The following is a 23,177-nucleotide window of genomic DNA, read 5'->3' on the forward strand; positions in this document are numbered from 1 at the left end:
ACCGGCTGGATCCGGCCACCCGCCGGCACCCCGGTGGCGGGGCCCGCGCCCTCGGTCGTCGTGCCGAGCCCCGGCCCGGCCCCCGACAGCGGGCGCTGGCGGCCCTGGCGGTTCCGGATGTCGAACGAGGTCTGGGGCACCCCGAGCGTCGCCGGCGACCTGCTCTACGTCACCTCCTTCGAGGTGCACGCCCTGGACGTGGCCAGCGGCCGCCGCCAGTTCAAGACCCGTGACGTCGCCTGGTCCATGGCCGTCGCCGACGGGCGCATCCACGCCTCCGACGGCCCCTCCCTCTACGCCCTGGACGCCACCGACGGCTCCGAGCGCTGGCGGCTGTCCGCCGATGCCTGGGTGTACGCCCTGCGCGCCGACCGGGGCACCGTCGTCACCGCCACGCGCGGAGGCGGCGTACAGGCCTGGGAGTCGTCCAACGGGCAGAAGCTGTGGGAGCTGACCGGCGCGCAGAGCGAGTTCGAGACCGTCGAGGCCGCCCCGGTCCTGCACGACGGCACGGTCTACGTGTGGCAGGACGCCCGGCTGCGCGCCCTGGACGCCCGCTCCGGCCGCGAGTCCTGGTCGTACCCGGTCGGTGACGCCGCCTCCTGCGGGAACGTGCCCGTACGGGTCACGCCCGCTCCCGACGGCAACGTCTACGTCGCCGCGGGCACCCGGGTGATCTCCATCGACCGGGCCTCGGGCCGGGTCCGCTGGCACTTCGAGGCGCCCGCCGTGTTCCTCGCGCCCCCGGCCTTCGCCCCCGGCGCGGCCGTCACGGGCGGCGGGGTCTACCTCGCGGACTACCTGGGCACCGTCTACGCCCTGGACGCGGCCAACGGCAAGGACCGCTGGCGCATCGCCACCGAGCCCCGGCAGTGCGCCGACCCGGTCCTCGTCGCCGCGGGCAACGTCCACCTGGCCGCAGGCAGCGCCGTGTACACGCTCGACGCGGTCACCGGCACCCCGAAGTGGCGTTTCGCGGCGGGTGGCGAGATCACCGGTTCCCCGGCGGTCGCGGACGGCCGGGTCCACTTCGGATCGGCCGACCACTGCCTGTACACCCTCGACGCGGCGGGCGGCCAGCTCCGCTGGAAACTGGCCACCGGCGGGGAGATCACCGGAGCCCCCGTGGCCGAGGCGGGCGTGGTGTACGCGTGCAGCAAGGACCGCTGCGTCTACGCGCTGGACGCCGCCAAGGGCACGGGGACCCGTACGGGCGGATGACCCGGCTCAGCCGCCGCCTGAGCTGGGGCTGAGCCGTCCGGGGGTCGCGTCGCGGCCCCCTCGGGGGCGCGCACCGCACGAGGAGTGACAGGATGGACCCCATGAGCAACGTATTCTTCGACATCAAGATCGACGGCGAGGACGCCGGTCGCATCGTCTTCAACCTCTTCGACGAGGTCGTCCCGAAGACCGCCCAGAACTTCCGCGAGCTGTGCACGGGCCAGAACGGCTTCGGCTACGCCGGCTCCGGCTTCCACCGCGTCATCCCGCAGTTCATGCTGCAGGGCGGTGACTTCACCAACCACAACGGCACGGGCGGCAAGAGCATCTACGGCGAGAAGTTCGCCGACGAGAACTTCACCCTGAAGCACGACCGTCCGTACCTGCTGTCGATGGCGAACGCCGGCCGCAACACCAACGGCTCGCAGTTCTTCATCACCACCGTCGTCACCTCCTGGCTCGACGGCAAGCACGTCGTCTTCGGCGAGGTCGTCGAGGGCACGGACATCGTGGACCGCATCGAGAAGCTCGGCACCCCCTCGGGCTCCACGCGCGGCAAGATCGAGATCGCGGCGTCCGGCGTCGTCGAGGCCTGATCCCCACCCCGCCCGCAACGGCTGGCCGGCCCCGCCCCCTCCGGGGGACGGGGCCGCCGTCATGTGGGGACGGGGAGGGGAGGAGCCGTTCTGTGTCATGCCCCTGATAGCGTGCCGCCCGTTGTCCAACGGGGAGAGGAAGCGGTCATGGTGGTCACAGGGCGCCGGGTCAGGGTCACGGCGGTGCTTGTGGGCGTGGTGCTCGCGCTGACCGGGTTCTCGTCCACGGGTGGCAAGAGCAAGAGCAAGAGCAGCGGGGGCGGGTGCTCCAGCTCCAAGAGCAAGACGAAGACGAACGGCTACGGAGGCTCCGGCAGCGGGTCCGGCAGCGGCTCGACGGCTTCGGCCACGCCCACCGCGACCCGGCCGTCCGCTCACGCCGAGGTCATCACCTGCGCCGGCCCCGGCCGGCCGAAGGCCACGCTCAAGGTCACCTCCGACGCGGTCAACGGGTACACCTTCCGCGTCCCGCTGTTCTTCGAAGGCGTGTCCGGCCGGGTCGACTCCGGCTCCGTGGAACTCGCGCTCAAGGCGGGCGAGAGCCGGACGGTCGACCTGCCGATGACGAGCGCGGCCGAGGCGGGAGAGGTCACGCACTGCACGGTGGGCACCATCCAGACCCTCTCGACCGCCTCGCCCACGCCGAGGTCGACCTCCACCTCCGGCACCACAGGAAGCACCACCACCGGCGGCACGGGCGGCACGACCACGAGCAAGCCGAAGCCCAGGTCCACGCGGAAGACCCGCTGACCCGTCGGGCGGTGTGGGTCAGGGGGTGACGACAACCTCGTCCACGCCGCTGGCGGCGACGAAGTGCAGCCCGTCCTGGTGTTCGTAGCGGGCGTACCAGGAGCCGGTCCGAGTGGCGGTGAACGATTTCTTGAAAGTGCCGTCGGCGGCGGTCGTGGAGGTGCCCATCTGCTTCCAGACGGTGCTCCCGGCGGGGCGGTAGTAGTAGTCGATCCGCTGGCCTGCGAATGGCTTCCAGTCAGGGGTGCGGTGGGTGAGTTTGCCCGTGATCGTGATGGGCGCGCCCTTCCTGGCCGGTTCGGGCGTGGCGTTGAACTCGGGGATGGCCGTCATGGTGCGTTCGACCCGGACGGCGGGAGTCACCGAGCCGTGGATGCCCGGGGTCGCGCCGTACCGGAGCCGTACGTAGCCGGGGGCGCCGGGGTAGGGCATGCTCTCCTGGATCGCCGCCTTGGCGTTCGTGCCGGCCTGGGTGGGGACGCCGAAGCTCTTGCGGGTGGTCCAGCCGGTCTTGCCGTCCGCCGAGTACTGGATGTCGACCTTGAGCGACGTGGTCCCCGCCGGGATCTCGCCGCGCTCGAACCCGCCCGACACGTGGACGGACTTGTACTGGTCGACGGAGGCGGCGAAGCCGGAGAAGGCGGTGCCGCCCGTGGTGTCCACCTTCACGGTCGCCGCCTTCGACACCACCCAGAGCGAGGAGATGCGGACGCTCAGGACGCTGTCCTTGCGCAGCTCCGTGGAGACGCCGCGAGCCTCACGTCCACCTGGTCCTCGTACGGGTCGTCGACGAAGTCGTGCTGGTGATCGGGAACGTGGCCTCGAAGTGCCCCTGGGCGTCCGCGGTCTGAGACCTGGTGACATCGCCCCTCCCGGTCGTGAACGCCCCGCCCGCGTAGGGCTTGGACGTGCCGTCGAGGGGGTTGTAGACCGCGAGGTCACCGGAGATCACCGTGTCGAGGTGCTCCATCGACACGGCGCTCGACTTCAGGTTCGAGAAGACCGGCCGCACCTTGAGATCAGGTCTCCGATGTCCTCGTGGAGGATGGTCTCGCCCTGGGAGCCGGTGTATTCCAGGTCGATGACGTACTCCCCGAGCTCGGGGAGCTTCACCGGTTCGCTCTGGAAGTCGCGCGGAGGGAGGGGTTCGCTCCCGCAGTTCGTCGTGCAGGGGTCCGGCCGGCGGGTGAACTGCGTGAGGGTGGCGAGCCGGGTGGGCGACCCCTTCTTGCGCACGTGGGCCTTGAGGCCGACCGGTACGTTCACGAGCGTGTCCCAGGTGGACACGACGACCCGCTCGTCCCACGAGTAAGCGCCGATGTCCGGGTAGGGGTCGGCGGCCCGGGCGACCGTGGGCACCGCCCAGACGGTGCCCACGGCCATCGCCGCGGTGAGAACTGCACTGACCCGCTTCTTTATGTGGCCCCCGGATACTCGTCCTTCTGTCCGACTGGAGGACCGCCCGCCCTGTCCGATGGTTGTACGGGGAACCAGCGGGGCTTCCCCGCGCGCCGTCACCTCACCCCGTCACCGCACCCGCGGCTCCGGTCCTGCCCCGCGCCGCCCCGCGAACAGCTCCGCCTGCCGCTCGGGCGGCAGGTTCCCCAGGGCCACCAGCCCCGGGGCCTGCGCCAGTGCCTGCTGGAGGGTGGCCTGCTTCGCCGCCCACAGGGACCGTACGGTGCCCTGCACGGCCTCCGTGGGGAAGCCGGCCAGTGTCTGCGCCGCCCGCAGGGCCGCCGGGAGCAGCGCCCCGGGCTCCGCCAGCTCCGAGACCAGGCCGATCTCGTAAGCCCGCCGCGCGGAGAGCCGTTCCGCCGTGCCCATCAGGGACATCCGGGCGGCCTCGCCGAAGGGCATGCGCTGCGCCATGTAGATCGCCTCGTAGGCGCTGACCATCCCGTAGCTGGTGTGCGGGTCGAAGTACGTCGCGGAGTAGGAGGAGATGATGAACTCCGATTCGCCCAGCAGGTAGAACGCCCCGCCGCAGGCCATGCCGTTGACGGCGGCGACCACCGGCTTCCACAGGTCGTTCGCCTTCGGGCCGATGGCGACGAGCGGGTCGTCCACCGAGTAGGGCGAGGTGGGCTGCGGCACGTCCACGCCCCGGTCGATGCCCGTGCAGAAGGCCGCCTGCCCGGAGCCCGTCAGCACGATCGCCCGTACCTCGTCCTCGTAGCGCAACTCCCGCCACACCCGCGCCAGTTCGGCTGCCGTCGCCAGGTCGATCGCGTTGTGCTTGCGCTCCCGGTCCAGGGTGACGACCGCGACGCCGGTGGCCTTGTCCCGCTCCACCCGCAGTCCCGGACCGGTCATGACTTCTCCAGCACCCAGCGCGGGACCGCCGTCCCGCCCGACTCGGTGAACACCACCTGGACCCGCGCGCCGATGCGCAGCCGCGCCGGGTCCATCGAGTCCAGCGGGGCGTCGGCGGAGGTGACGAGGTTCCCGACGAGGCGGATGTGCGGGGCGTCGGCGAGCTCCACGAGGATCACGTTGTACGGGGCCTGCGCGGCGTAGGCGGGCAGCAGCGGCGGGTGCGGCCGTACGTAGGACCAGATCCGGCCCCGGCCGCTCATCAGGCGCCATTCGGAGTCGAAGGACCGGCAGTGCGGGCAGCAGGGGCGGGGCGGGAAGCGCAGTTTCCCGCAGGTGGGCGCCGCGCAGGCCTGGACGCGGAGTTCGCCCTGGGCGGCGTACTCCCAGAAGGGGGCGCCGTCCTCGTCAGGGACGGGCAGGAGGAGCTCGTCGGCGGGTCCCGCGGGCGGCGAGGGCGTCGCGGGCGTGGTGGTGGTCTGCATCGTCATGGATTCCTCAGCTCCTCAGGCTCGCAGCAGGATCGCGGACGTCGGGACACCCTCGCCCGCGGTCACCAGGCAGGTCGCGGCGTCGGGCACCTGGGCGGTGGAGATGCCGCGGAGCTGCTTGACGCCCTCGTTGATCAGGTTGAAGCCGTGCACGTAGGCCTCGCTGAGGCCGCCGCCGCCGGTGTTGATGGGGAGCCGGCCGCCGATCTCCAGGGCGCCGCCCTCGGTGAAGGAGGCGCCTTCGCCGCGTCCGCAGAAGCCGTAGCCCTCCAGGGAGAGCGGGATCAGGGGGGTGAAGGCGTCGTAGATCTGGGCGACGTCCACGTCCTGGGGCCCGAAGTCGGCCTGCTTCCACAGGTGCCGGGCGGCGGTCCAGGCGGGGCCGGACAGCGGGTCGTCGTTCCAGTAGTTGACCATGCCGTGGTGCTGGGAGGGCAGGCCCTGGGCGACCGAGTGGACGTAGACGGGCTTCTGCCGGCAGTCGCGGGCGCGCTCGGCGCTCACGATGACGCAGGCCAGCGCCCCGTCGGTCTCCAGACAGTTGTCGAAGAGGCAGAGCGGGTCGCTGATCATGCGGGCGGTCATGTACATCTCGCGGGTCAGCGGGCGCTCGTACATCATCGCGGCCGGGTTCTCGTTGGCCCGGTTGCGGCAGGCCATCGCGACGTTGAAGAGGTGGTCGCGGGTGGCGCCGTACTCGTGCATGTAGCGGCGGGCCAGCATGCCGATCTCGTCGGCGGGGCGCAGCAGGCCGAAGGGGCGCGTCCACTGGCCGGGGGTGGGGAGCTGGACGGCCGTGTTCTTCCACGGCCGCGGCCCCGAGCCGCGCTTGCGCGAACGCCAGGCCACGCCGACGCTCGCCTGGCCGGTGGCTACGGCGGCGGCCAGGTGGCCGACGGTGGCGCAGGAGCCGCCGCCCCCGTAGCCGATCTTGGAGAAGAAGGTGACGTCGCCGGCGCCGATGGCTTTGGCGACCTCCACCTCGTCGGTCTCCTCCATCGTGTAGGAGGAGAAGGCGTCGACCTCTGACGGGTCTATCCCCGCGTCGTCGAGCGCCGCGAGAATGGCCCGGCAGGCCAGTTCCTTTTCGGACTGCGGCAGTTGTTTGGCAAAGGCGGTCTGCCCGATGCCGACTATCGCCGTAGCGTCCTTGAGCGTTGCCGCCATCGCCACCTCCGGGGTGAGGGTGAGGGGTGCACCAGTACTGACAGCCGCGAAGGCTACAGCTAATCTGACGGATAGTCAGCTATTGGTGTTGCAGGGGAGGGGCGGACGATGGCCGAGGACGCACACGGGCGCGCCGACACGACGGGGCACGGCCCCGGCGCGGGGGCGCCTCCGGCGCCGGGAGCGGGACGGGGAGCGAGCCCGCGGGCCGGTGCCGCTGCCGCGGGCGCCGATTCCGATTCCGTGGCCGAGTGGATCAGCATCGGCGGCCTCGTCCGCGACGCCGCCACGCGCTACGCCGGCCGGGAGGCCGTCGTCGACGGCCGGGTCCGGATCGACTACGCGCAGCTCGGCGAGCGCGTCGAGCGGGCCGCCGCCGCCTGCATGGCCGCCGGCGTGGAGCCGGGGGACCGGGTCGCCGTCTGGGCGCCCAACACCCTCGAATGGATCGTCTCCGCCCTCGGCGCCGTCTCCGCCGGAGCCGTCCTCGTCCCCCTCAACACCCGTTTCAAGGGCTCCGAAGCCGCCTACGTCCTCCAGCGCAGCCGCGCCCGGCTCCTCTTCGTCACCGGCACCTTCCTCGGTACCTCCTACGTCGCCTCCCTGCGCCGGGCCGCCGCCGAGGGCGAGGGCTCCGGGCCGCTGCCCGGCCTGCCCCACCTGGAGCAGGTCGTCGTCCTGTCCGACGACGCACCGGACTCCTTCCGCACCTGGAAGGAGTTCCTGACCGGCGGAGACTCCGTATCCGCGGAGGCCGTCCGCGCCCGGACGGACGCGATCCCCGCCTCCGCCCCCTCGGACATCATCTTCACCTCGGGCACCACCGGGAGCCCGAAGGGCGCCGTCATCTCCCACGCCCAGTCCCTGCGCTGCTACGAGGTCTGGAGCGAGCTCGCCGGACTGCGCGAGGGCGACCGCTACCTGATCGTGAACCCCTTCTTCCACACCTTCGGCTACAAGGCCGGGGTCATCGCCTGCCTGATGCGCGGGGCCACGATGGTCCCCCAGCCCGTCTTCAACGTGGACACCGTCCTCGCCAACATCGCCGCCGAGCGGATCTCCGTGCTCCCCGGCCCGCCCACCCTCCACCAGTCCCTCCTCGACCACCCCCAGCGCGACCACCACGACCTCTCCGCCCTGCGCCTGGTCGTCACCGGCGCCGCCGTGGTCCCGCTCCAGCTCGTCGAACGGCTCCGCGGCGAACTGCGCATCGGCACCGTCCTCACCGCGTACGGGCTCTCCGAGGCCAGCGGCATCGTCACCATGTGCCGCCGCGGCGACCCGGTGGAGATCATCGCCTCGACTTCGGGCCGGGCCATCCCCGGCACGGAGGTCAGGATCGTGGACCGGAACGGCGAGGCCCAGCCCGCGGGCCGGGCCGGGGAGGTGTGGGTGCGCGGCCACCACGTCATGCGCGGCTACTTCGAGGACCCGGCCGAAACCGCCGAGGCCATCACCCCCGAGGGCTGGCTCCGGACCGGGGACGTCGGCGTCCTCGACGCCGCCGGGAACCTGCGCATCACCGACCGGATCAAGGACATGTTCATCGTCGGCGGCTTCAACGCCTACCCCGCCGAGATCGAGCAGCTCCTCGGCCTGCACCCCGACATCGCCGACATCGCCGTGGTCGGGATCCCCGACCCGCGCCTGGGCGAGGTCGGCAAGGCGTACGCGGTCCGCCGCCCCGGCGCGGTCCTCACGGCCGACGACCTGATCGCCTGGTCACGCCGGGAGATGGCCAACTACAAGGTGCCGCGGGAGGTGGAGTTCGTCTCCGAACTCCCGCGCAACGCGAGCGGAAAGGTCCTCAAGCGCGAACTCCGCAGCCGCTGATCCGGAGCGGGTCAGCGCGCCGACCCGGGCCGGGTGGCGATCCGGCCGGCCGCTTCGCGCCGGGCCAGACGGTCGGATTCGCGGTCGGCCCACCGCCGGACCCGGTCGGGCTCCAGCGGGGCGCCGTGGCCGACGTGGAGTCGGGTGGGGTCGAGGGCGAGCATCTCGCGAAGGCTGGTGAGGTTGCGCCGCGGGTCGTCGTGGAACGGCGGATTGGCCGGCTTGCCGGGGATCAGGCCCATGAAGGAGTTGGCCACGAGGTCGCCGGCGACGAGGTCCCCGTCGTCGGTGAGGACGCAGACCGATCCGGCGGTGTGGCCGGGGGTGGGCATGATGCGGGCCGCGATCCCGAAGTCCTCGAGGGGCGTCTCACCGCGGATCAGGACCTCGGGATCGACGGGTTCGGCCTGGACGTGCAGCTCCTTGCTCCGGTTCATGACGCGGCCCATCGGGCCGGTGGGCAGATACGGTTCGCGGACCCGGCCGCTGCGGTACGGCCCGAGGTCGGCGATGTGGCCGGCGACGGGCGCGCCCGTGAGGCGGTGCAGTTCGGCGGCGGAGCCGAAGTGGTCGATGTGCCCGTGGGTGAGGACGATCAGCGAGACGTCCCGGGGGTCCACTCCGTGCCCGGTGATCCGGTCGAAGATCTTCCGGCCGCTGCCGGGTGTCCCCGCGTCGACGATCACGGGCCGCCGCCCCAGGAGCAGGTACGCGTTGATGGCCGTTCGGCCCATGACGGGGATGGGGATGACCTTCGTACGGGACATGGCGTCCTCCCTGAGGTGACCGGACCGGCTGCTGCCCGTGCGGGCATGCCGGGGATCCGCCGGGCTGCCGGCGGATGGTGCCGTGGTTCGTGCGGGGGCGTGCCGGGGCTACCGGAACCGGCGCCGGTATTCGGCGGGCGTGGTCCCCAGCCGGCGCTGGAAGGAGCGGTGCAAGGTCTCCACCGAGCCGAGGCCGCTGGCCGCGGCGACCTCCGGCAGGCTGCCGTCGCTCTCCTCCAGCAGCCGGCGGGCGGCTTCGAGGCGGGCGGACTCCACGTAGGCGGCCGGCGTGCCGTTCGTACGCAGCCGGAACAGCCGGGAGAAGTGCCGCACGCTCAGGTGCAGCCGTGCGGCCAGGGCCTCCGCGGTGAGGTCCGCGGTGAGGTGGTCGGCGATCCACACGCGCAGGTCGTCGATCCGGTCGCCCGAAGTGGCCGGAGCCGAGAGCGGAACGCTGAACTGGCTCTGCCCGCCGGAGCGCTTGACGTACATGACCATCATCCGTGCCGTGGCCAGGGCAAGGGCCTGGCCGTGGTCCTCGGCGACCATCGCCAGTGCCATGTCCAGCCCCGAGGTCACACCGGCGCAGGTCCACACGCTCCCGGACCGGATGAAGATCGGATCCGGATCCACGGCGACCCGTGGGTGGTCGGCGGCCAGCCGTTCGGCGGTGAGCCAGTGCGTCGTGGCGGACCGCCCGTCGAGCAGCCCCGCCGCGGCCAGCACGTGTGCTCCCGCGCAGATCGACCCGGTCCGGCGCGCCGACGGCGCCGCTTCCCGAAGCCAGCCGGTGACCTCGCCGTCGATCACCGGCTCCACCCGGTCGCCCACGAGTTCCACCGCGCCCGCCACGAGCAGGGTGTCGACCCGGCCGTGCACCTCTTCGAGGGACAGGTCCGCCAGCAGCCGGACGCCGCTGGAGGTGGCCACCGGTCCGCCGTCGGCCGTGGCGATCTGGACGAGGTAGCCGGGGCGGGAGGTGCCGGCGACCCGCGTGGCGACCGAGAACACCTCGGCAGGGCCGGTGACGTCCATCAGTTCGGCACCGGGGAAGGCCACGATGACGACCCTGTGCGGTACGGGAGGCACGGAAGGCACGGAAGGTACGGAAGGTACGGACGGGACCAGAGGAGGAGGTGGGGGCGGTACGGGCGGTGCGGGCATGCGCCGATCCTTTCGCCCCGCCGCGATGGCCGCAATGACGAGGTTCTGTCAGATCCGGCCACGCCGTACGGCCCGCCGAGCGCTCCCCCTCAGAGCCAGCCGCGCTGCGCCACGCGCAGGCCCGCCTCGAAGCGGCTGCGCGCGCCGAGCCGTTCCATCAGGGCCGCCATGCACCGGCGGACCGTGCTCAGCGAGACCCCCAGCTGGTGGGCGGCCGCCTGGTCGGTCATGCCCCGGCTCAGAAGCCGCAGCAGTTCCCTTTCGGGCGGGGTCAGGCCGGTGCCCTCGTCGCGCGGCCGGTCGCAGCCCAGGGGCAGCGAGGCCTCCCAGACCTGCTCGAAGAGAGCCGTCAGCGCGGCGACCGCGCCCGGCAGGTGCAGTACGACGGCTCCCGCCCGGGTGTCGGCCGGGTCCAGGGGTACCAGGGCATGGGCCCGGTCGACGAGGATCATGCGCAGCGGAAGTGTGGGTACGGTCCGTACGCCGCCGCCGTTGTCGCTCAGCCAGCGGGCGTAGTCGAAGGTCGGCGGGTTGCCGCGGACACTGTCGAGGCAGACCGTGCGGACACCGACGCCGCGCCCGAGTAATCGGGAGTCGTTCTCCCGGGCCGCCTCGATGGCGGCATCGGACTGGGCGCCGCCCGGCATGAAGGTGCAGATCTCCGACACCGCCCGGTCCGCGATGAGTTCGAGGCGCGCCTGGACGGCGTCGATGCCGATCAGGACTTCCCCGCCACCTCCGGCCCCGGCCCGGCCCCCGTACGCGCCGCCGTGCCCAGGGGCCGGGCTCGGGCCGCGGCGCAGGTCGGAGATCATCCTGGTCACCGTCGCGTGGGTCTCGGCGATCTCCCGCTGACGCCGGTCCAGATCCTCCTGGTGACGGCGGAGCATCAGCTGCATCCCGAGCTCCGGACTGACCGCCCGCCAGGTGCCGGGGACCGCCCGCGACCTGCGCAGCAGCGAGGCCTCGGCGAGCCGGTCCAGGGCCACGCGCACGTCCGACTCGGTGCTCCCGAGGTGCGCGGCGATCTGGTCGACTCCCCAGCCTTCCGGGCGGCTGGCCATCAGCTGGTACACGGCTTCGGTGGACGGATCGAGCCCGAGCGTGGCGAACACGGTGGTCCCTCCTTGCGGGAGAAGGCGGCGTGCGCCGAGCCTGACAAGCGGGTGATCCGCTGTCTTGTCGAAATCGGCACGCCGGTCGCCACCGGGTCGGTGACAGCAAGCGTTCAGGACCACTTGCTCTCATCCGGAACGCCTTCCGGGGGCCGACGCCCGCCGGTGATGCTTCTGCTGCGGCCGGAGAACACCGGCCGGGAGCGGCGCACCAGGCGGCGCGGCACGGGGAGACCACGGAGAGAAAGGAAGTGGCCCGCCATGTTCTTCGCCTTCTTCGGCCTGATCTGGGACTGACGCCCCGTGTACCTCGCGATGGCGGCGGTGGAACTGACGGCGGGTCCGCAGGCCCCGCACCAACGCCTCGACCAGAACCTGCTGACCGACGTGCTGTGGGCCTGCGCCGAACCGGCGCACCGGCCGGAGCACATGACCGTACGGGCCGGGGACGGACGGGCCGACCTGGTCCTCTACTCCCTCGCCGACTCCGAGCGGGCGGCCGGCGCCGCGGCACTGCACGGCGTGATGCGGGCCCTCGCCACCTCCCCGATGCTGTCCGGCTGGGCGGCCCGGGAGGTCCCCCTCCACCCTGATCCGGGCCTCGGCTGAGCACGGCCGCGCGCCGCGCACGGGGCCGAGCCGACCAGGAAGGGAACACCAGGCCATGTTGTGTACGAAGTTCTCGACCGAGCACTTGTCGGGCACCGATCGGTACGACTTCTGGGACGCGATGGTCTCGTCGTCACTGTTCCGCACCACGGTGGCCAGCGACCACCGCGATGATTTCGCGGCCGGTTCCGCGGCACTGGACCTGGGCGGCGTACAGACCTTCGCGCAGCGCTACCCGTCGCTGAGGGTGTCCCGGTCCCCGCTGCTGATCCGCCAGCAGGATCCCGAAGTGCTGCACCTGTGGCTGACGGTGCGCGGCAGGATCGGGATGACCCAGGCGGGCCGGGAGGTGGAGGTCGGCGAGGGCGACCTCCTCTTCTACGACTCGTCGACGCCGTGGCAGGGCTGGACGGACACCGTGAACCGGCCCGAGGTCTCCTCGCTGATCGTGCAAGTGCCGCGCACCGCACTGCCGTTGCACTCGAACACCCTGGACCGTCTCACCCACACGCGGATCACGGGACGGACGGGCATCGGGGCTCTGATGCGCCGCTACCTCACGGGCCTGATGGACCACGCCCCCGAGTACGAGGCCTTCGACGCACCGCGCCTGGCCCACACCACCCTGGACCTGCTCAGCGCGATGCTCGCCGAGGCCGCCCGAGCCCAGGAAGCCCTGTCCCCGGAGACGCAGCACAACGTGTTGCGCATCCGGATCAGTGAGTTCATCCGGCGGCGCCTCGGCGATCCCGGCCTCTCCCCGGCCACGATCGCGGCGGCCCACCAGATCTCCCTGCGCACCCTGCACCGGCTGTTCCAGCAGCAGGGCACGACCGTGGCGGCCCGGATCCGCCGGGACCGCCTGGAGCGGTGCCGCGCCGATCTGGCCGATCCGCTGATGAGGTCCCGCAGCATCCATGCCATCGCCTCCGGCTGGGGTTTCACCCGCCCCGCCGACTTCACCCGCGCGTTCCGCGCGGCGTACGGGCTGCCCCCCAGCGACTACCGGCACCTGACGAGCCGCGCTCCGGCGAACGTGCTCGCCCCCCTGCCTGGCACGGATCGCGAACCGGTCGGCACGGGATGCTAACGACTTCCCGAAGGCCTCCCAGCAGGCTGATGAACGGGCGCACACAGCCCTCCACCAGGCCTCGAGACGGCCCGTACAGGGGAGCAACAGGATGCAGAAAATCCTTGCCAAGGCAGGAATCACGATGGGCGCACTCGCCCTGGCGGTCGGCAGCGTCACCGCCATGGCGTCGAGCGCGCAGGCGAACGGTGCTTCGGTCGTCGCGAGCTTCGAGGGCAAGAAGATCGACCTGTCCAAGGGCTGGGGCGCCGCCCAGGCGTGCAACGTGAAGCGCAGCGGCATCACCTGCTTCCGCACCACGGCGGAGAGCGACAAGGCCGCACGCCAGGCCGCCGCCGCGGGCACCTTCGGCGCCCAGGGCTACTGCTCCACCCCGCTGCGCCTGTACGAGCACGGCAACTACAACCCCAACGGGGGCCGTGTGCTGTCCTTCTACGACAGCGGCTACTGGCAGAACCTCGGCGACTGGGGCTTCAACGACCAGACCTCCTCCTACCGGACCGGCAGCTGCGCCACCACCTTCGCCGAGCACAACTGGGGTGGCGGCGCCCAGGCCTACGTCGGTGCGTGGGTGAACGACCCGGCCATGGGCAGCGGCTGGTGGAACGACAAGGTCAGCTCGATCTGGCTCCACTGACCCGAGGCCGGCGCACAACCGAAGAGGGGCGCCGCCGCCCGACCGGGCGGCGGTACCTCTCCACCGGGCCCCTAAGAGCTGCGGCCTTGCACTTACCGGGGACCGGACTTCGAAACGCGAGCCCGCGCCCCTCACAGCAGCCTCGCCGCCAGCGCGGCCACCACGGCCTGCACCCCGGCGCCGCGCTCCGGCCAGGCCGGACAACCACCGCGAAATCCACGCCAGTTGGCGCATTCACCCGTGTGAGTGCGGGTCCGCCGAGCGGGAGGCTGGAGGGGTCTGGGAAGAGGTCTTTCTCCAGGTACTCATCCAAAAGAAGCATCGCGCCCCACCGGCACGCGGCCGGCCGCGACCCGGTACATTTTCCTCTCAGCACTCACGTTCGAAGTAGGTGGGGCCGTGGCGGTCATTGCGGAAGAGGTCGTATTCGACCCCCAGGAGATGTTCGAGCTCTACGACTCGGTCGACTGGGCCGGTTACACCAGCGATGTCGACAAGCTCTGCCGTGCGCTGGCGAACTCACATCTGGTCATCACCGCCAGGGACGAGTCGGGCGCCCTCCTCGGGCTGGCCAGAACGATCTCCGACGACGAAAGCGTCTGCTACGTCCAGGACCTGCTCGTCAACCCCACGTTCCACCGGCAGGGCATCGGCCGGAAACTGCTCGAGCACCTGAAGCAGCGGTACGCGCACTGCCGCTTCTTTCTGTTGTCGACCGACCACGAGTCGACACCCGAAGGGCAGCGCAACCACGCCTTCTACCGGTCGCTCGGCTTCCTCTCCTACGAGGAGAAGCAGATGTCGGCCTTCGGGCTGCCGAGGGTGCGCTGAGCCGCCTCCCCGGAGTCAGCGAACGAAGGGCTCGCGTCGCTGGACGGGGGACGGTGGCGACGGCCGATCGGTCGGGCTCCCGGACTGCTCCGAGTCGAGCCCTGGTGGGGTGGGCGACGCGTGCATGCTCTTCGTTCGCCACCCGGGTGCGTACCCATACGGGGAGGCCGAGGAGTCGAGTGGGGTCGTCGGCGGTCAGCCGGTGAAGGACTCCGGGCCGAGGCGGCCCCAGGCCACGAAGGCGGCCAGGAGGACGTAGGCCAGGTCCACCGCCATGTACGCGGGCTCGTGCCGGCGGTAGCGGGTGAGGGTGGCGCCCAGCATGAGGAGGACCAGGCCGAGTGCGGCCAGGGGGACCAGGATCGGGGCGGTGTTCAGGACGGCCGGGAGGATCAGGGCCGATGCGGCCAGCATCTCCACTGCTCCGATGGCCTTCACCGCGCCGGCGTCGAAGTCCTCGACCCACTTCGCGCTGGCTCCGGTGGCGGCGATCCTCTCCTTCGGGGTGAACACCTTGAAAGCGCCGCCGAGCAGATAGGCGGCGGAGAGCAGTCCGGTGACCATCCACAGTGCGATGTTCATGGGGCAGTCAGTCCTTGTGGGGCCGGGCGCCGGCTCCGGCCCGGAGGCCGGAGCCGTGGGCGCGTGGGGTCAGTGCTGGAGCTGGCCGGGCTGGTAGTCGCCGGCCGGGGTCTGGACCATGACGTTGCCGCGGTTGAAGGCGTTGATGAGCGCGATCTGGGTCACCAGGGCGGCGAGCTGCTCGTCGTCGAAGTGCTTGGCGGCGTTCGCCCAGACCTCGTCGCTGACCCCGCCCGCCGCGTCGGCGATGCGGGTGGCCTCCTCGGTCAGGAGCAGGGCCGCGCGCTCGGCGTCGGTGAACACCGTGGCCTCGCGCCAGGCGGCGACCAGGTGGAGGCGTACCGCGGTCTCGCCGGCGGCCGCCGCGTCCTTGGTGTGCATGTCGATGCATCCGGCGCAGCCGTTGATCTGGCTGGCGCGGAGCATCACCAGCTCGCGGGTCGCTGCCGGCAGGGTCGACTCCCCGAGGGTCTTGCTCGCGGCGATGATGTGCTTCCACGCCTTGACGGCAACCGGGTCGGCGAACAGGTTCAGGCGAGCGGTCATGGCGGATTCCTTTGCCGTTGTCGGTCGTTCGGTGTGTGTCCTGCGTTCTTCGTCGTGCTCCCTCTAAGACACGGCACCCCTGCGTGCTGTGACAGGTGGCGGATGTGACCTGCGTCACGGCGGGATTTCATGATCGGTCAGCCGGGTGCGCTCGGATAACCTGCGGGACGGCGCGCAGCGAATCGGGGGAGGGGTCTCGTGCGGGGATCGACGCATGCGGTGGATGCGGTGGATGCGGCAGATGCGGCGGATGTGGTGGACGCGGCCGGGTACCGGCCGCTCCTGTTCTCCATCGCCTACGGGATGACCGGGTCCGTGGGTGACGCGGAGGACATCGTCCAGGACGCGTTCCTCGGGTTCACCAAGGCCCATCGGGCCGGGACCGGGATAGCGGCCCCGAAGGCGTACCTGACGACGTCGGTGACGCGGCTCGGGATCAACCACCTGAGTTCGGCGCGCGTGCGGCGGGAGACGTACGTGGGGGAATGGCTGCCCGAGCCCGTCGTCGTGTCCGACGAACGCCCCGGGCCGGCCGAGCACGCCGAGCTGGCCGACTCCCTGTCGATGGCCTTCCTCGTCCTGCTGGAGGCACTGTCCCCGGTGGAGCGCGCGGTGTTCATGCTGCGCGAGGTGTTCGGGTACGACTACCCGGAGGTGGCCCGTACCACCGGCAAGTCCGAGGCGAACTGCCGGCAGATCTTCGCCCGCGCCAGGAAGCGCATCGCCGCCGGAGGGCGGACGGCCGACACCCCGCCGCCCCCGGCCCGGCGGGCGGAGGGCGAGGAGCTCGCCCGTACCTTCTTCGAGGCCGCGGCGGGCGGCGAGATGGACGCCCTGCTCGACATGCTCGCGCCCGACGTCGTCTACCACGGGGACGGCGGCGGCAAGGCGCGGGCGGTCGCGAAGTCGGTGACCGATCCGCACCGCGTCGGACAGCTGCTCATCGGCGGACTCCGCCGCCTCCGCTCCCTCGGCGCTTCCCTGCGGCCGGCCGTGATCAACGGCCGGCCGGGCGCCCTGATCGTCGACGCCGAGGGACGGGTGGCCAGCGTGGTCGAGCTCGACATCGTCGACGGCGCGGTGCGGGCGGTCCACACCGTGTCCAACCCCGACAAGCTCGGCCACCTCGGCCCCGTGTCCGACATCGGCCGCCTGCCGGAGAAGGGGCCGGAGGGGCAGTAGGCGTCAGGAGGACGGGACGGCGAAGGCCCTCAGGCTGCCCGTCGTGCCAGGACCAGCCGCCAGTTCGGCGTTCCGTCCGGCCTGCGGCCGAAGTGGTCCAGGGGGAGCGTCTCCACCGTGAAGCCGGCCGCGCGCAGGTCGGTGCGTACGCCGCTCAGCGGGAAGGTGCGGTAGTACATGACGAACGGCGGGCGCCAGACGGCATTGCGCACGCGCATCACCGCGTCGAAGCCGGACAGGACCCACCACGCCGGGCGGCTCGGCGGGATCGGGGCGCCGATCGGGAAGGCGAACACGCCGCCGGGACGCAGGGCCCCGTGGACCCCGGCGAAGACCGCGGGGCGCTCGTCCGGCAGGAAGTGGCCGAAGGCGCCGAAGCTGACCGCCAGGTCGTAGGAGTCCCCGAGCGTGGCGGGGAGCGCCCGGGCGTCGGCCCGTACGAGGTCCACGCGCTCCTCGGGGTGGGCGAGCCCGGCCTCGGCGAGCATGCCCTCGCTCAGGTCGACCCCGGTGACCCGCCCCCGGCACAGCCGCCGCAGCATGCCGAGACCCGCGCCCGTACCGCAGCACACGTCGAGTCCGGCGCCGAAGGTGCCCTCGTGGCGGGCGAGCGTCTCCTCGACCGCGTCGAGCATCCGGTCGGGGGTGCGGAAGGGGGTCTGGTCGAACTTCGGCGCCAGCAGGTCGTAGCCCCGCTCGACGGAGGAGAAGGCCTGTACGGCCAGTTCGCGGAGGGTCGGGCCCTGGGAGGTGAACACATGCTCAGCCTATTGAATCCTCCCCTCCCTGGAGGGATGGGATTCCTCGCGCTCCGGAGCCGATCGGGGATTTCTCGCTCGCACTGCCAGGCCCGGGCCCGGACCGGGGCATGCGGCGGCCGCGGTGGTCCCCCTCCTGGCCACCGCGGCCGCCGTTCCCCCGTGCACCCCCGGTTGTCCCCCCGTGACCCCCGGTCCCCCGTGGTACGTACTGCGGTACGGCCCGGATCCCCGTTTCCCCCGTGTTCCCGGGCCGTACGTGTCTGTGAGGCCTACACCCCCACCTACAGGCCGCCACCGGCCGCGTGGTTGTCCATCGTCACGATGTCCTCGCCCGCGGCGTGGTTGTCGAGCGGCTTGAGCGGCTTGATCGGCTCGCCCGCCGCGTGGTTGTCCATCGGTGTGATGTCGACATCCGAAGGGTGGGTGTCGAGCGGCGTGATCTCGCCGTCGGTCGGCAGGACGTTCTCGTTCGTCGTCATCGGATCTCCTGATGGTGGGTAGGACCCGTTCGGCAATTCCCCCGCGGATCGCCGAACGGGTGGTCTTGCAGTCGACCCTGGTGCCCCCCGACACGTCGAGTCGATGAACACCATCCTGGCGGATGGTGATAAACGAACGATGAACGCCTCGTTCAGCGCCCCCGGTGCTGCGCCTCAGGCCGCGATCTCCGCCGCCAGCAGGGCCTGCACCTCGGCCAGTTCCGGCGACTTGAGCTGCGTGAACACGACTTCCGCGTCCCGCCAGCACACCCGCGCCCGGTCCCGCTGACCCAACTGCCGCAGCGCCCGGCCCAGTACGGTCAGCACTCTGGCGCGGTTCCACTCGCCGCCGATGCCCCGCAGCGCGATGGCCTGTTCGGCGTGCGAGGCGGCCAGCGTCGGCCTGCGCGCGGCCAGGTGGACCTTGGCGAGCCGGAAGTGCGTCACGCCCTCCCACAGCGGCTGCCGGTTCTCGTGGAACAGCGCGAGGGCCTTGTTCAGCTGGGAGTGCGCGTCCGGGAGCCGGTCGGCCTGGGTGAGGGCGATGCCCAGCGCGTAGCGGCCGTTGGCCAGGCGCAGGGTGAGCCCCATCCGGTCGTAGATGGCGATGCCCTGCTCGGCGAGTTCGATGGCGCTGGCGAGCCGGCCCTGCTCCACGTGGATGCGGGAGAGGTTGCACAGGGCGCTGGCCTCACCGACGTAGTTGGCGTCGGCCCGGAAGTTGGTGATGGCCTCCAGCAGGTACCGTTCGCCGTCGTCGTAGCGGCCCTCGTAGATGGCGATGATGCCCCGGTCGTTGGGCGCCCAGCAGCTGGGCAGCACGTCGCCGGCGGCGCGGGCGAGCAGCGTGGCCCGGCGGGCCTCGTCGTCGGCCTCGACGAAGCGGCCCGCGACCAGGTGGGTGTTGGTGAGGGTGGTCCGGGCGCGGCCCTCGGCGTACGGGTCCTTCGCGGTCTGCGCGGCGTCCCGCAGCGCGGTGGCGGCCGACTCGTACTGCTTGGAGTTGGCGCCCGACTCGGCGAGGTCCTTGGCCGCCCACAGCAGGTCCACGGCCCGGCGGAGCAGGCCCGGAGTCCCGGCGTCCCCGGCCGCGGGCGTGCCCGCGTCCCCGGCCGCGGATACCTCGCGCTGCCCGGCCGGGCGCGCGGCGGCCTGCCGTACGCAGGCGAGCAGCGGGTCGGCTTCGGCGTACAGCCAGTCCTGAGCGGAATGCGGCTCCGTGAAGACCAGGCCGGGATAGCGGGTGGCCGACAGGTGGGCCACGAGCCGGTCGCCGGGCCGCTCCAGGCCGTACACCCCGGCGGCGGTGGCCAGGTAGAAGTCCAGCAACCGGTCGAGGGCGGCGTCGCGCGCGTTCGGCGGCTGCTCGTCGCGCTCGGCGCAGGCACGCGCGTAGAGCCGTACGAGGTCGTGGAAGCGGTAGCGGCCGGGCGCGGCCGATTCGAGGAGGGAACAGTCGACTAAGGCTTCGAGCAGGTCCTCGGTGTCGTGCTCCGGCCGGTCGAGTACGGCGGCTGCCGCCGCGAGCGAGATGTCCGGCCCGTCGGGCAGCCCCAGCAGGCGGAACGCACGCTGCTGAGCGGGCTCCAGCTGTCCGTAGCCCAGCTCGAAGGTGGCCTTGACGGCGAGGTCGCCGGCCTGCAGCTCGTCCAGGCGGCGGCGCTCGTCGGCGAGCTTCGCGGCGAGCACGGAGACGGTCCAGGTGCGGCGGGCGGCGAGCCGGGAGGCGGCGATGCGGATGGCCAGCGGCAGGAACCCGCAGGCGCCGACCACGTCGAGGGCGGCCTGGCGCTCGGCGCCGACCCGCTCGGCCCCCACGATCCGCGTGAACAGCTGGAGCGCCTCGTCGGGGCTCATCACGTCGAGGTCGACGAGGTGCGCGCCGGCCAGGCCCGCCATCCGGACCCGGCTGGTGACGAGGGCGGCGCAGCCCGCGGTCCCCGGCAGCAGCGGGCGGACCTGGGCGGCGTCGCGGGCGTTGTCGAGGAGCACCAGGACACGGCGGCCGTCGAGGGTGGAGCGGTAGAGCGCGGCCCGTTCGGCGGGGGAGTCGGGGATGGAGGCGTCGGGGGTGCCGAGGGCGCGCAGGAAGGAGCCGAGGACGGCCTCGGGCTCGGCGGGGCGGGCCTCGGTGCCCTGGAGGTCGACGTAGAGCTGCCCGTCGGGGAAGTGCGGGCGGGCGGCGTGCGCGACGTGCACGGCGAGGGTGGTCTTGCCGACGCCGCCGATGCCGGCGAGGGCGGAGACCGCCATCACCTGGCCCTCGGCGCCGGTGAGAATCTCGCCGAGGTCCCGCACGAAACTGGACCGGCCGGTGAAGTCGGAGACGGTGGCGGGCAATTGGGCGGGCCTCACGTGGACGGGCGCGGCGGCCGGTGCCGGGTCTTCGGCGCGGGCCAGCTCGGAGTCGGCCCGCAGGATGCGCTGCTGGAGCTCGGCGAGTTCGGGGCGCGGGTCGACGCCGAGTTCGTCGGCGAGGAGCCGGCGGGTGTCGGCGTAGACGGCGAGGGCCTCGGCCTGGCGGCCGCTGCGGTAGAGGGCGAGCATCAGCAGCTCCCGCAGCCGCTCCCGCAGCGGGTGGGCGGCGGTGAGGGCGGTGAGCTCGGAGACGGCCTCGGCGTGGTGGCCGAGCTCCAGGTCCAGGTCGAGGCGGGTTTCGAGCAGTTGGAGGCGCCATTCGGCGAGCCGGGTGCGCTCGGTCTCGGCGTGCGGTCCGGGTACGCCGGCCAGCGGTTCGCCGTCCCAGACGTCCAGGGCGCGGGCCAGCAGCGTCCGGGCGAGGGCGCGGTCGCCCTTGCCGTCGCTCCCGCCGTTCCCGGGGCTGTCGGCCCCCTTCGTCTTCCCGGCGCGTGCGGCTTCGGCGTCGGCGGCGAGGGCGCGGGCGATGCCGAGGTCGAGGGCCTCGGGGTGGGGCAGGCGGATCGCGTAGCCGCCGGACTCGCTGACGAGGAGACCGGGTTCGAGGACCTTGCGCAGGCGGGAGGCGTACGTACGGATGGTCGCGAGGGCCTGCTGCGGCGGGTCCTCGCCCCAGATGGCGTCGATGAGCTCGGGCGCGGTCGCGGTGCGGCCCTCGCGCAGCAGGAGCACGGCGAGCAGCGCCCGCTGCTGCGGGGTCCCGGAGCTCAGCGCCTCGCCGCCGCGCCAGGCCCGGATGGGTCCGAGCACGGCGAACCGGTTGCCTCCGGCGGCGGAGGGCTGCTGCGGGGTGCCGGTGGCGGCTTCGGTCCCGGGTTCCGCGGCGGGCGCTGCTTCGACTCCGGGTCCCGCGGCGGCGGCAATGGCGGTATCACCGGACTCGGGGTGGTTCCGCTGGTGCGGGATGGCCGGTGTGCCGTCCATCTGGTCTCCCCCCTGCCTTCCATAGGTGTAAGGGTCAGTCTGCCCTGTGTTGCGCGTACACGTCAGTCCGTAACGGACCCGGTCCTTACGGATATGGGCCCTGGTCCTTGCGGACGAGGGCCCGGTCCCGGCGGATCGGGGACCCCGTCCCTGCGGATCAGAGACCCCGTCCGTGCGGATCGGGTTCCCGATCCGCACGGATCAGGTCCGATTGCCGCGCACGAGGCCCCGATCGCGGGGGATCCGGCCCTGATGGCTGCGCATCAGGGCCCGGCCGCTGCGGATCGGGGTCCCGGTGCTCGTGGATCGGGATCCCGCCCCGCCCAACTAGCTGACGGTTCGTCAGATTGACGCTACCGTGAGGGCATGGAGACCTTCCCGAAGATCATCTCGGTGGACGACCACACGGTTGAGCCCCCCAACGTCTGGCGGGACCGGCTCCCGTCCAAGTACCACGACGTCGGCCCCCGCGTCGTCCGCGCCCCCCTGAAGGAAATGACCTTCCTCGGGGGCAAGTTCGCCCCCGTGATGGGGGCCAAGGGCGACGACGGCCCGATAGGCGACTGGTGGGTGTACGAGGACCTGCACCGACCCCTCACCCGACTCGACACGGCCGTCGGCTACGACCGCGACGAGATCAAGCTCGAAGTCATCACGTACGAGCAGATGCGCCCGGGCTCCTTCTCGGTTCCCGACCGGCTCGCCGACATGGACGTCAACCACGTCCAGTCCGCCCTCTGTTTCCCGACCTTCCCGCGCTTCTGCGGCCAGACCTTCACCGAGGCCAAGGACCGCGAGCTCGGCCTGCTCGGCGTGCGCGCGTACAACGACTGGATGGTGGAGGAGTGGTGCGGCCCCGACGCCGCCGGCCGCCTCATCCCGCTCACCCTCATCCCGCTCTGGGACGCCCGCCTGGCCGCCGCCGAGGTCCGCCGCAACGCGGCGCGCGGGGTCCGCGCGGTCGCCTTCTCCGAGATCCCGCCCCACCTCGGGCTCCCCTCCATCCACACGGACGAGTGGGACCCCTTCCTGGAGGCGTGCAACGAGACCGGCACGGTCATCGCCATGCACATCGGCTCCTCCTCGCGCATGCCCTCCACCTCGGCGGACGCCCCGCCGGCCGTCGGCTCCACCATCACCTTCGCCAACTGCTGCTTCTCGATGGTGGACTGGCTGATGAGCGGCAAGTTCGAGCGCTTCCCGAACCTCAAGATCATGTACGCGGAGGGCCAGATCGGCTGGATCCCGTACATCCTGGAGCGCGCGAACGTGGTCTGGGAGGAGAACCGCGGCTGGGGCGGCGTCGCCGACAAGGTGCTGCGTCCGCCGTCGGAGCTCTTCGCGGAGCACGTCTTCGGCTGCTTCTTCGACGACGCCTTCGGCCTGAAGAACCTCGACTCCATCGGCGTCGCCAACGTCCTCTACGAGACCGACTACCCCCACTCCGACTCCACATGGCCCAAGTCCCGCGAGGTCGGTGAGTCCCAGATGGGCCACCTGGCCCCGGACGTGGTGGACCGCATCGTGCGCGGCAACGCGATCGACCTCCTGGGCCTGACCCCGGAAGGCCTCTGGCCGGGGGCGTAGCGCGCGGCGGGGGCCGGGGGGGGTGGCCCCGGGGGGCGGGGCGCCGGGCGCCCGGGGGGGCGGAGCGGCCCGCCGGGGGGGGGGCGGGGGGGGGGCGCGCGGGGCCGGCGC

The 23,177-nt window shown here is 72.2% G+C and carries 24 protein-coding genes; 10 read left to right on the forward strand and 14 right to left on the reverse strand.

Annotation, left to right across the window (positions count from 1 at the left end; translation table 11 throughout):
• From ABZY57_RS25370 to ABZY57_RS25380, 3 genes are all read left to right on the forward strand, one after another.
• A partial coding sequence (locus ABZY57_RS25370; protein WP_356515599.1) for a PQQ-binding-like beta-propeller repeat protein occupies positions 1–1,221 on the forward strand: 1,221 nt, incomplete at its 5' end.
• A 101-nt stretch (positions 1,222–1,322) separates the two neighbouring features.
• A complete protein-coding gene (locus ABZY57_RS25375) occupies positions 1,323–1,817 on the forward strand; it encodes a peptidylprolyl isomerase (RefSeq protein ID WP_356515601.1) in 495 nt (164 codons plus the stop codon).
• A gap of 147 nt (positions 1,818–1,964) precedes the next feature.
• Positions 1,965–2,567, forward strand: a complete 603-nt coding sequence (locus ABZY57_RS25380) for a hypothetical protein (protein WP_356515603.1) — start codon at positions 1,965–1,967, stop codon at positions 2,565–2,567.
• Between the two features lie 18 nt (positions 2,568–2,585).
• Here the strand turns inward: ABZY57_RS25380 and ABZY57_RS25385 are convergent, their stop codons facing one another.
• From ABZY57_RS25385 to ABZY57_RS25410, 6 genes are all read right to left on the reverse strand, one after another.
• Complete coding sequence (locus ABZY57_RS25385) at positions 2,586–3,236, reverse strand: hypothetical protein (RefSeq protein WP_356515605.1); 651 nt, start codon at positions 3,234–3,236, stop codon at positions 2,586–2,588.
• A gap of 88 nt (positions 3,237–3,324) precedes the next feature.
• Entirely contained in the window at positions 3,325–3,579 is a 255-nt protein-coding gene (locus ABZY57_RS25390; protein WP_356515607.1) for a hypothetical protein, read from the reverse strand.
• On the reverse strand, positions 3,555–3,950 hold the full coding sequence (locus ABZY57_RS25395) for a hypothetical protein (RefSeq protein ID WP_356515609.1): 396 nt from the start codon (positions 3,948–3,950) through the stop codon (positions 3,555–3,557). The genes ABZY57_RS25390 and ABZY57_RS25395 overlap by 25 nt, the downstream gene beginning before the upstream one ends.
• Positions 3,951–4,094: 144 nt before the next feature.
• On the reverse strand, positions 4,095–4,883 hold the full coding sequence (locus tag ABZY57_RS25400; protein WP_356515611.1) for an enoyl-CoA hydratase/isomerase family protein: 789 nt from the start codon (positions 4,881–4,883) through the stop codon (positions 4,095–4,097).
• The gene (locus ABZY57_RS25405; protein ID WP_356515639.1) at positions 4,880–5,368 is read right to left on the reverse strand and encodes an OB-fold domain-containing protein; all 489 of its coding nucleotides are present in this window, start codon (positions 5,366–5,368) and stop codon (positions 4,880–4,882) included. The genes ABZY57_RS25400 and ABZY57_RS25405 overlap by 4 nt, the downstream gene beginning before the upstream one ends.
• Positions 5,369–5,389: 21 nt before the next feature.
• Positions 5,390–6,541, reverse strand: a complete 1,152-nt coding sequence (locus ABZY57_RS25410) for a lipid-transfer protein (protein WP_243339290.1) — start codon at positions 6,539–6,541, stop codon at positions 5,390–5,392.
• 108 nt (positions 6,542–6,649) lie between these two features.
• On the opposite strand from ABZY57_RS25410, the gene ABZY57_RS25415 reads away from it, so the two are divergent.
• Positions 6,650–8,374 (forward strand): FadD3 family acyl-CoA ligase, encoded by a 1,725-nt coding sequence (locus ABZY57_RS25415; protein ID WP_356515613.1) that lies wholly within the window; start codon positions 6,650–6,652, stop codon positions 8,372–8,374.
• 11 nt (positions 8,375–8,385) lie between these two features.
• On the opposite strand, the gene ABZY57_RS25420 is transcribed toward ABZY57_RS25415, so the two are convergent.
• The 3 genes from ABZY57_RS25420 to ABZY57_RS25430 form a co-directional block, all read right to left on the reverse strand.
• Complete coding sequence (locus ABZY57_RS25420; RefSeq protein ID WP_356515615.1) at positions 8,386–9,141, reverse strand: MBL fold metallo-hydrolase; 756 nt, start codon at positions 9,139–9,141, stop codon at positions 8,386–8,388.
• A 108-nt stretch (positions 9,142–9,249) separates the two neighbouring features.
• Positions 9,250–10,239, reverse strand: coding sequence for a GlxA family transcriptional regulator (locus ABZY57_RS25425; RefSeq protein WP_356515616.1), 990 nt, complete (start codon positions 10,237–10,239; stop codon positions 9,250–9,252).
• Between the two features lie 155 nt (positions 10,240–10,394).
• Positions 10,395–11,420, reverse strand: a complete 1,026-nt coding sequence (locus ABZY57_RS25430; RefSeq protein WP_356515618.1) for a LuxR C-terminal-related transcriptional regulator — start codon at positions 11,418–11,420, stop codon at positions 10,395–10,397.
• A 303-nt stretch (positions 11,421–11,723) separates the two neighbouring features.
• Between ABZY57_RS25430 and ABZY57_RS25435 the strand changes: the two genes are divergently transcribed.
• The 4 genes from ABZY57_RS25435 (at position 11,724) to ABZY57_RS25450 (ending at position 14,587) form a co-directional block, all read left to right on the forward strand.
• Positions 11,724–12,029 carry a hypothetical protein gene (locus ABZY57_RS25435; RefSeq protein ID WP_356515620.1) on the forward strand — a complete coding sequence of 102 codons (306 nt, stop codon included), beginning with the start codon at positions 11,724–11,726 and terminating at the stop codon, positions 12,027–12,029.
• A 55-nt stretch (positions 12,030–12,084) separates the two neighbouring features.
• On the forward strand, positions 12,085–13,119 hold the full coding sequence (locus ABZY57_RS25440) for a helix-turn-helix domain-containing protein (RefSeq protein WP_356515622.1): 1,035 nt from the start codon (positions 12,085–12,087) through the stop codon (positions 13,117–13,119).
• 91 nt (positions 13,120–13,210) lie between these two features.
• On the forward strand, positions 13,211–13,756 hold the full coding sequence (locus tag ABZY57_RS25445; RefSeq protein ID WP_356515624.1) for a hypothetical protein: 546 nt from the start codon (positions 13,211–13,213) through the stop codon (positions 13,754–13,756).
• Between the two features lie 399 nt (positions 13,757–14,155).
• On the forward strand, positions 14,156–14,587 hold the full coding sequence (locus ABZY57_RS25450; RefSeq protein ID WP_356515625.1) for a GNAT family N-acetyltransferase: 432 nt from the start codon (positions 14,156–14,158) through the stop codon (positions 14,585–14,587).
• A 195-nt stretch (positions 14,588–14,782) separates the two neighbouring features.
• Here ABZY57_RS25450 and ABZY57_RS25455 read toward each other — a convergent pair whose 3' ends face one another.
• Together ABZY57_RS25455 and ABZY57_RS25460 are read right to left on the reverse strand one after the other, a co-directional pair.
• Positions 14,783–15,169, reverse strand: coding sequence for a DoxX family protein (locus ABZY57_RS25455; protein ID WP_356515627.1), 387 nt, complete (start codon positions 15,167–15,169; stop codon positions 14,783–14,785).
• Between the two features lie 69 nt (positions 15,170–15,238).
• On the reverse strand, positions 15,239–15,715 hold the full coding sequence (locus ABZY57_RS25460) for a carboxymuconolactone decarboxylase family protein (RefSeq protein ID WP_356515629.1): 477 nt from the start codon (positions 15,713–15,715) through the stop codon (positions 15,239–15,241).
• A 228-nt stretch (positions 15,716–15,943) separates the two neighbouring features.
• On the opposite strand from ABZY57_RS25460, the gene sigJ reads away from it, so the two are divergent.
• A complete protein-coding gene (gene sigJ / locus ABZY57_RS25465) occupies positions 15,944–16,897 on the forward strand; it encodes an RNA polymerase sigma factor SigJ (RefSeq protein ID WP_356515631.1) in 954 nt (317 codons plus the stop codon).
• Between the two features lie 29 nt (positions 16,898–16,926).
• Here sigJ and ABZY57_RS25470 read toward each other — a convergent pair whose 3' ends face one another.
• From ABZY57_RS25470 to ABZY57_RS25480, 3 genes are all read right to left on the reverse strand, one after another.
• Positions 16,927–17,655, reverse strand: coding sequence for a class I SAM-dependent methyltransferase (locus tag ABZY57_RS25470; RefSeq protein ID WP_356515633.1), 729 nt, complete (start codon positions 17,653–17,655; stop codon positions 16,927–16,929).
• A gap of 284 nt (positions 17,656–17,939) precedes the next feature.
• A complete protein-coding gene (locus ABZY57_RS25475) occupies positions 17,940–18,137 on the reverse strand; it encodes a hypothetical protein (protein WP_351442715.1) in 198 nt (65 codons plus the stop codon).
• A gap of 174 nt (positions 18,138–18,311) precedes the next feature.
• Entirely contained in the window at positions 18,312–21,479 is a 3,168-nt protein-coding gene (locus tag ABZY57_RS25480) for a BTAD domain-containing putative transcriptional regulator (RefSeq protein WP_356515635.1), read from the reverse strand.
• 366 nt (positions 21,480–21,845) lie between these two features.
• On the opposite strand from ABZY57_RS25480, the gene ABZY57_RS25485 reads away from it, so the two are divergent.
• Positions 21,846–23,066 (forward strand): amidohydrolase family protein, encoded by a 1,221-nt coding sequence (locus tag ABZY57_RS25485; RefSeq protein ID WP_356515637.1) that lies wholly within the window; start codon positions 21,846–21,848, stop codon positions 23,064–23,066.
• The last annotated feature ends 111 nt before the right edge of the window (positions 23,067–23,177 follow it).

The organism is Streptomyces sp. NPDC006450 (assembly GCF_040612195.1).
In the GTDB taxonomy this organism is placed as follows: Bacteria; Actinomycetota; Actinomycetes; order Streptomycetales; family Streptomycetaceae; genus Streptomyces.

Excerpts from the sequence above, each read along its gene's own strand:
- ABZY57_RS25375 (WP_356515601.1), top strand. The coding sequence starts at position 1,323 with ATGAGCAACGTATTCTTCGACATCAAGATCGACGGCGAGGACGCCGGT.
- ABZY57_RS25380 (WP_356515603.1), top strand. The coding sequence starts at position 1,965 with ATGGTGGTCACAGGGCGCCGGGTCAGGGTCACGGCGGTGCTTGTGGGC.
- ABZY57_RS25395 (WP_356515609.1), bottom strand. The coding sequence starts at position 3,950 with ATGGCCGTGGGCACCGTCTGGGCGGTGCCCACGGTCGCCCGGGCCGCC.
- ABZY57_RS25400 (WP_356515611.1), bottom strand. The coding sequence starts at position 4,883 with ATGACCGGTCCGGGACTGCGGGTGGAGCGGGACAAGGCCACCGGCGTC.
- ABZY57_RS25405 (WP_356515639.1), bottom strand. The coding sequence starts at position 5,368 with ATGCAGACCACCACCACGCCCGCGACGCCCTCGCCGCCCGCGGGACCC.
- ABZY57_RS25410 (WP_243339290.1), bottom strand. The coding sequence starts at position 6,541 with ATGGCGGCAACGCTCAAGGACGCTACGGCGATAGTCGGCATCGGGCAG.
- ABZY57_RS25415 (WP_356515613.1), top strand. The coding sequence starts at position 6,650 with ATGGCCGAGGACGCACACGGGCGCGCCGACACGACGGGGCACGGCCCC.
- ABZY57_RS25420 (WP_356515615.1), bottom strand. The coding sequence starts at position 9,141 with ATGTCCCGTACGAAGGTCATCCCCATCCCCGTCATGGGCCGAACGGCC.
- ABZY57_RS25440 (WP_356515622.1), top strand. The coding sequence starts at position 12,085 with ATGTTGTGTACGAAGTTCTCGACCGAGCACTTGTCGGGCACCGATCGG.
- ABZY57_RS25445 (WP_356515624.1), top strand. The coding sequence starts at position 13,211 with ATGCAGAAAATCCTTGCCAAGGCAGGAATCACGATGGGCGCACTCGCC.
- ABZY57_RS25455 (WP_356515627.1), bottom strand. The coding sequence starts at position 15,169 with ATGAACATCGCACTGTGGATGGTCACCGGACTGCTCTCCGCCGCCTAT.
- ABZY57_RS25460 (WP_356515629.1), bottom strand. The coding sequence starts at position 15,715 with ATGACCGCTCGCCTGAACCTGTTCGCCGACCCGGTTGCCGTCAAGGCG.
- ABZY57_RS25475 (WP_351442715.1), bottom strand. The coding sequence starts at position 18,137 with ATGACGACGAACGAGAACGTCCTGCCGACCGACGGCGAGATCACGCCG.
- ABZY57_RS25480 (WP_356515635.1), bottom strand. The coding sequence starts at position 21,479 with ATGGACGGCACACCGGCCATCCCGCACCAGCGGAACCACCCCGAGTCC.
- ABZY57_RS25485 (WP_356515637.1), top strand. The coding sequence starts at position 21,846 with ATGGAGACCTTCCCGAAGATCATCTCGGTGGACGACCACACGGTTGAG.